Source organism: Flavobacterium sp. (genome assembly GCF_021151785.1).
Taxonomy (GTDB): Bacteria; Bacteroidota; Bacteroidia; order Flavobacteriales; family Flavobacteriaceae; genus Flavobacterium.
Genome location: NZ_JAGKWP010000017.1, coordinates 23,172 through 29,257 on the forward strand (window position 1 = coordinate 23,172; position 6,086 = coordinate 29,257).

A 6,086-nucleotide genomic window follows, 5' to 3' on the forward strand; every position below is an offset into this window, starting at 1 on the left:
GAATTATCTTTGCACTCCAAAATAAAATCTTATGTTAGAGAGATTACAATATGTAAAACAGCGTTTTGATGAAGTATCGGATTTGATTATTCAACCTGATGTAATTGCCGATCAAAAACGTTATGTGCAATTAAATAAGGAATATAAAGACTTAAAAGCGTTAGTTGAAAAACGCGAAGAGTATATTAATGTGGTAGGAAATATCCAAGAAGCAAAAGAAATTATTGCAGATGGATCAGATGCTGAAATGGTAGAAATGGCTAAAATGCAATTAGACGAAGCACAAGAGCGTTTACCACAATTGGAAGAAGAAATTAAGTTTATGTTGATTCCAAAAGATCCAGAAGACGCGAAAAATGTAATGGTTGAAATCCGTGCAGGTACAGGTGGAGATGAAGCTTCAATCTTTGCAGGGGATTTATTCAAAATGTATACGCGTTATTGCGAAAGCAGAGGATGGCGCACTTCTGTAGTAGATTTAAATGAAGGTACTGCGGGTGGATATAAAGAAATTATTTTTGAAGTGACTGGTGAAGATGTGTATGGTGCATTAAAATTTGAAGCTGGTGTTCATCGTGTACAACGTGTGCCACAAACGGAGACCCAAGGTAGAGTGCATACATCTGCTGCTACAGTTATGGTTTTACCAGAAGCGGAAGAATTTGATGTTCAAATTGATATGAACGATGTACGTGTTGATTTTTTCTGTTCATCAGGACCTGGAGGGCAATCGGTTAATACAACTAAATCGGCCGTGCGTATGACACACATCCCTACAGGATTAGTTGCTCAATGTCAGGATGAAAAATCCCAACACAAAAACAAAGACAAAGCCTTAACTGTTTTACGTTCGCGTTTATATGAAATGGAATTAGCCAAAAAACAAGAGGAAGATGCAAAAAAACGTAATTCTCAGGTAAGTTCTGGTGACCGTTCTGCAAAAATTAGAACCTATAACTATCCGCAAGGTCGTGTAACCGATCACCGTATAGGAATGGATATTTTTGATATGGATGGCGTGATGAATGGAAAAATTCAAAAATTCATTGATGAATTACAATTAGTTGCCAATACTGAAAAATTAAAAGAGAGTGAAGTTTATTAATATACAACATATTAAGTAGCCTTCTTTATTTAAATAGAATAGAGCCTCGTGAAAACGAGGCTTTTTTTAGCGACTTACAATATTGAGACGTCATTTTGATACTTTTTTAACATTGTAGAATAGATTGAATAAATACTTTTTAATATCTTTATCAAAAATAATGATACCATGACGATTACACAATTGTACTATGTATTAGCCGTAGCCGAACATAAAAATTTCACCTTAGCTGCTGAAAAATGCTTTGTAACTCAACCTACATTGAGTATGCAAATTCAAAAGTTAGAAGAAGAATTGGACATTCAGATATTTGATCGTACCAAAAAACCCATTGGTTTAACTGACGTAGGGGAAAAAATTGTGGTACAAGCAAAAAACATTGTAAATGAAGCTAACCGAATCAAAGATATAGTAGATCAGCAAAAAGGATTCATTGGTGGTGATTTTAGGATAGGAATTATCCCAACTATCATGCCTACTCTTCTACCCATGTTTTTAAATAATTTCATAAAGAAATATCCAAAAGTAAATGTGATTATTGAAGAGTTAACCACAAATGAAATCATCAATAAACTAAAAAACGGACATTTAGATTGTGCCATTGCAGCTACACCATTAGATGAAGAAAAATTGAAGGAAATAGTTTTATACTACGAACCTTTTGTGGCCTATGTACCAGAAAGCAGTCAGAACATTGGTAAAAAAGAAATTGAAGTCAGTGATTTAGATGTGGAGAAAATATTGTTATTGCAAGACGGACATTGTTTTAGAAATAGTATTTTGAATTTATGTAAAGCATCACAATTAAATAAAGACCATCATTTTCATTTAGAAAGTGGAAGTTTTGAAACATTAATCAAATTATCAGATGAAGGGCTAGGTACTACCTTACTTCCTTATTTACACACAATGGATTTAAGTGAGAAAAGCAAGGCTAAACTAAAGCCCTTTGTAGATCCTAAACCCGCAAGAGAAGTAAGTTTACTATTTCCAAAAAATGAATTAAAAATTCATATTATCGAGGCACTGAGAAGTACAATCCAAGGTGTTGTAAGAGGTGCCATTGCATTTAGTAATGTAGAAATTATTAGCCCGAAATAAGTTAATTATCAGTCGCAGTGTTCAGTAATGATAAGCAATTGTATACTTAAAACTGAATACTGCGTCTAGAATATATCCACGTCTCCCTTCCCTTCTCTAACAACTATGGGTTCATACCCAGTTAAATCGATAATCGTTGAAGGAACATTCTCGCCATAACCGCCATCAATCACTAAATCGACTTTACTTTGCCATTTTTCGAAGATCAATTCTGGATCCGTTGAATATTCAATCACCTCATCTTCATCATGAATCGAAGATGACACAATAGGGTTGCCAAGTACTTCTACTATTTGTCGGGCTATTAGATTATCAGGTACACGAATACCCACCGTTTTTTTCTTTCTGAATTCTTTTGGTAAGTCATTATTCCCAGGAAGAATAAACGTGTATGGACCAGGCAAGGCTCGCTTTAAAATTTTAAATGTCGACGTATCAATTTGTCGCACGTAATCTGATAAATTACTTAAACTGGAACAAACGAATGAAAAATTCGCTTTCTCTAATTTGATATCTTTTAATTTAGCCAATCGTTCTAATGCACGAGAATTGGTAATATCACAACCAATCCCGTAAACCGTATCGGTAGGATAAATGACTAAACCTCCGTTACGCAATACCTCAACTACTTTTTTAATAGCCGCTTCATTGGGTTTGTCTTCGTATATTTTTATAAATTCAGCCATATTTAAAATCTTTCTTATCTTGTTAATTTGAAAGTTGATTTAAACTATTAATATCATGAGGCAAAACATTTGTCACTTTCAATTTTTTTGAAAAACTATTAACAGAAACTGAAATAACTTTTGTATCACTATCAATTTTAACCTTGTGCTTTGGTTTAAATTTAAAAACATCCTTATATATCGTTTGAATCTCATAATCACCTAACGCTAAATCTACTATAAAATATTCTCCATAATTTATTTGACCTAAATTAATATTATTAGCCACGATATTCATTTTTGTTGCCCAACCACATGTAGCAACTGGGCAATAATAACCGGAATTATGAAATAAAACTTTTCCATTTCCTAAATCTGAAATATCAACATTATCTAATTGGATATACTTTTTTGAAGATTGCATTGGCTTTAATCCACATGAATTTATTAAGAATAATGCTAAAAACAACACTACAGGCATGACAAATTTTATTTTTTTCATTACTTTTTATTTAATTTTACTTTTTTAGAATTTTAATTTACCCAATCACATCTAGCTTTGCAAAACGCAACAACAATTTCTTTAAACCGCCCACATCAAATCGAATTTCTGCTTTTTTATCGGCACCCACACCTTCTAAATTTACAATTTCACCTTTACCAAAGCGTTCGTGCATAACAATATTACCAATTTTTAAATGGTTATCCACCGAATTACTTTTTGAAGAAGAACTGCTGGAATTAATTGGCTTCAATCTTCTAATATTAGCTGTTGAAATAGGTTCCTGACTGGTTATATATGCGGGCGGTGTTCCTGCAACCGGTTTATTTAAACGCAATTTCGATTTATCTACATCGCCAAAAATATCAATATCCATCATGGGTTTGTATCGATAATTCGTATCCATCGGATTTAGAAAATCTAAATAACGATCGTCTATTTCTTCAATAAATCGTGAGGGTTCACTGTCAACCAATTTACCCCAACGGTAACGCGATTGTGCATAGGTCAAATACGCTTGATGTTCGGCACGCGTTAAGGCCACATAAAACAAACGGCGTTCTTCTTCTAACTCACTTCGGGTATTCAAACTCATAGCACTCGGAAATAAATCTTCCTCTAATCCTACAATGAACACGTGCGGAAATTCTAATCCTTTTGCTAAGTGGATCGTCATTAAAGCCACGCGATCATCATCACCCGTATCATTATCTAAATCGGTAGCTAAAGCGACATCTTCCAAAAATTCGGCTAATGAACCACGTGCCCCATCAACTTCTTTTTGGCCTTCTGTAAAATCTTTGATACCGTTTAATAACTCTTCAATATTTTCAATTCGTGCAATGCCTTCAGGAGTACCATCTTTTTTTAATTCTTGAACCAAACCGGTTTTCTTGGTTACATGATCGGTTAAATAAAATGCATCTTGATTTTCATTGATTACTTGAAAACTTTGAATCATCGTAACAAAATCTTGCAATTTTTGTTTGGTTCCCGAATTTAATTTTAAATCAATTTTATCGATGTGTTGCATCACTTCAAAAATTGAACGTTTATAATGATTGGCGGCCACCGTTAATTTCTCAACTGTGGTATCTCCAATTCCTCGGGCTGGATAATTGATAACACGTACTAAAGCCTCTTCATCTTTCGGATTAATAACCAATCGCAAGTACGCCAATACATCCTTGATTTCTTTACGTTGATAGAACGACAAACCACCATAAATTCTATAGGGAATATCGCGCTTACGCAAGGCATCCTCTATTGAACGCGACTGTGCATTGGTTCGATACAAAACTGCAAAATGGTTATTAGGCAATTGTTTTTGCATCTTTTGTTCAAAAATAGTAGACGCTACAAAACGACCTTCTTCACTATCTGTCAAACTACGATGGACTTTTATAGGCGGACCGTCTTCATTATCGGTCCAAACGACTTTATCTAATTTTGTTTTATTTTTATCAATAACATTATTGGCCGCTTCCACAATATTTCGAGAAGAACGGTAATTTTGCTCCAAACGAAACATTTTTACACCATCATAATCCTTTTGGAAATTTAAAATATTGTTGATATTGGCACCACGGAATGCATAGATACTTTGCGCATCATCTCCTACTACACAAATATTTTGGAAACGATCAGACAATGCTTTAACAATCAAATATTGCGAATGGTTGGTATCTTGGTACTCATCCACTAAGATGTAACGAAAACGGTCTTGGTATTTGGCCAACACATCGGGAAATCGATTCAATAATTCATTGGTTTTCAACAATAAATCATCAAAATCCATGGCACCCGATTTAAAACAACGCTCCACGTAATTCTGGTAAATTTCACCCATTCGCGGTTTCTTACTCATAGCATCTGCCTCTTGTAATTCAGGATTATTGAAATAGGCTCTTACTGTTATGAGTGAGTTTTTATATTGTGAGATGCGCCCCAATACCTGCTTGGGTTTATACACATCCTTATCCAACTGCATTTCTTTAATGATTTGACCAATTAATCGAACTGAGTCTTGTGTATCGTAAATAGTAAAATTAGAAGGATATCCCAATTTCTCAGATTCAATACGAAGTATTTTTGCAAAAACAGAATGGAAAGTTCCCATCCATAGATTTTTGGCTTCATTATTTCCTACAATACTCGCAATACGATTTTTCATTTCACGAGCCGCCTTGTTTGTAAATGTTAAGGCCAAAATATTAAACGCATCTACGCCTTGATGCATTAAATAAGCAATACGCATGGTTAACACCCTAGTTTTACCAGAACCAGCTCCGGCAATTACAATCATGGCACCGTCTTTTTGTAAAACAGGTGCGCGTTGTGCTTCATTTAATTGATCAATGTAATGCTGCATAAATTTTCTTTTTCATCAAGTAATGCAAAAATACATAAAAGGGAGGTTTAATCTATATTTTTTAGTTGGGATTGATTAATTTCTTGTATAATTTTTTTCTCCTCGGTGGTTAAAACTAAACCTGAGTTCTCTTCCCAATAATCAGTAATAATTTTATCTTTTTTATTAATCAAAGATTTATCTTTAAATACATCAACAGGATCGTATGGAACTAATTTTTTACTGTGCTCTGTTGTGATTAAATAATTGGTTATTTCAATATCTTTTTTAATTCCTTTCTTATTTTGAGCCTTAAATCCGATTTCTTCTTTTGATGATAATAAAAAATAAAACCCATTTTCT

5 protein-coding genes and 1 pseudogene are annotated in these 6,086 nt (G+C 33.8%); 2 read left to right on the top strand and 4 right to left on the bottom strand.

Going from position 1 to position 6,086, the window contains the following annotated elements; all coding sequences use genetic code 11:
- The first annotated feature begins 31 nt into the window (after nt 1-31).
- Together prfA and QZ824_RS03160 are read left to right on the top strand one after the other, a co-directional pair.
- Entirely contained in the window at nt 32-1,105 is a 1,074-nt protein-coding gene (gene prfA / locus QZ824_RS03155; RefSeq protein ID WP_291274580.1) for a peptide chain release factor 1, read from the top strand.
- 168 nt (nt 1,106-1,273) lie between these two features.
- Nucleotides 1,274-2,206 (top strand): LysR substrate-binding domain-containing protein, encoded by a 933-nt coding sequence (locus QZ824_RS03160; RefSeq protein WP_291274581.1) that lies wholly within the window; start codon nt 1,274-1,276, stop codon nt 2,204-2,206.
- A 65-nt stretch (nt 2,207-2,271) separates the two neighbouring features.
- On the opposite strand, the gene QZ824_RS03165 is transcribed toward QZ824_RS03160, so the two are convergent.
- The 4 genes and pseudogenes from QZ824_RS03165 to QZ824_RS03180 all read right to left on the bottom strand — a co-directional run.
- A complete protein-coding gene (locus QZ824_RS03165) occupies nt 2,272-2,892 on the bottom strand; it encodes an L-threonylcarbamoyladenylate synthase (protein ID WP_291274582.1) in 621 nt (206 codons plus the stop codon).
- A gap of 22 nt (nt 2,893-2,914) precedes the next feature.
- Complete coding sequence (locus QZ824_RS03170) at nt 2,915-3,373, bottom strand: hypothetical protein (protein WP_291274583.1); 459 nt, start codon at nt 3,371-3,373, stop codon at nt 2,915-2,917.
- A 37-nt stretch (nt 3,374-3,410) separates the two neighbouring features.
- Nucleotides 3,411-5,744 carry an ATP-dependent helicase gene (locus tag QZ824_RS03175; RefSeq protein WP_291274584.1) on the bottom strand — a complete coding sequence of 778 codons (2,334 nt, stop codon included), beginning with the start codon at nt 5,742-5,744 and terminating at the stop codon, nt 3,411-3,413.
- A 47-nt stretch (nt 5,745-5,791) separates the two neighbouring features.
- Nucleotides 5,792-6,086 (bottom strand): annotated as a pseudogene (locus QZ824_RS03180) (hypothetical protein); the annotation flags it as partial.